We start from the raw sequence: 411 nt of genomic DNA on the forward strand, positions 1-411 counted from the left end.
CGATGCGGCCGTGCTTTACCAGGAAAGCTGCAAGAAGGCCGGCATCGAGATAGAGGTCAAGCGCGAGCCCGGCGACGGATATTGGACGAACGTCTGGAACGTGCAGCCTTTCTCGACCTCCTACTGGGGTGGTCGCCCGACGCAGGATCAGATGTATTCCACCGCCTATCTGTCGACGGCCGACTGGAACGACACCCGCTTCAAGCGTCCGGATTTCGATAAGCTGCTTCTCCAGGCGCGCTCCGAACTCGACGAGGCCAAGCGCAAGGAGCTCTATCGGTCGATGGCGATGATGGTGCGCGACGAGGGCGGCGTCATCCTGCCGATGTTCAACGACTTCGTGAACGCGTCCACCAAGCAGGTGAAGGGCTACGTCCACGACATCGGCAACGACATGTCGAACGGCTATGT

At 60.3% G+C, this 411-nt stretch carries 1 pseudogene; it reads left to right on the forward strand.

From position 1 onward, the window contains the following. Positions 1–411: pseudogene (locus I6F36_RS39135) on the forward strand (peptide ABC transporter substrate-binding protein); the annotation flags it as partial.

The organism is Bradyrhizobium sp. BRP19, from assembly GCF_020194195.1.
GTDB classification, from domain to species: domain Bacteria; phylum Pseudomonadota; class Alphaproteobacteria; order Rhizobiales; family Xanthobacteraceae; genus Bradyrhizobium; species Bradyrhizobium yuanmingense.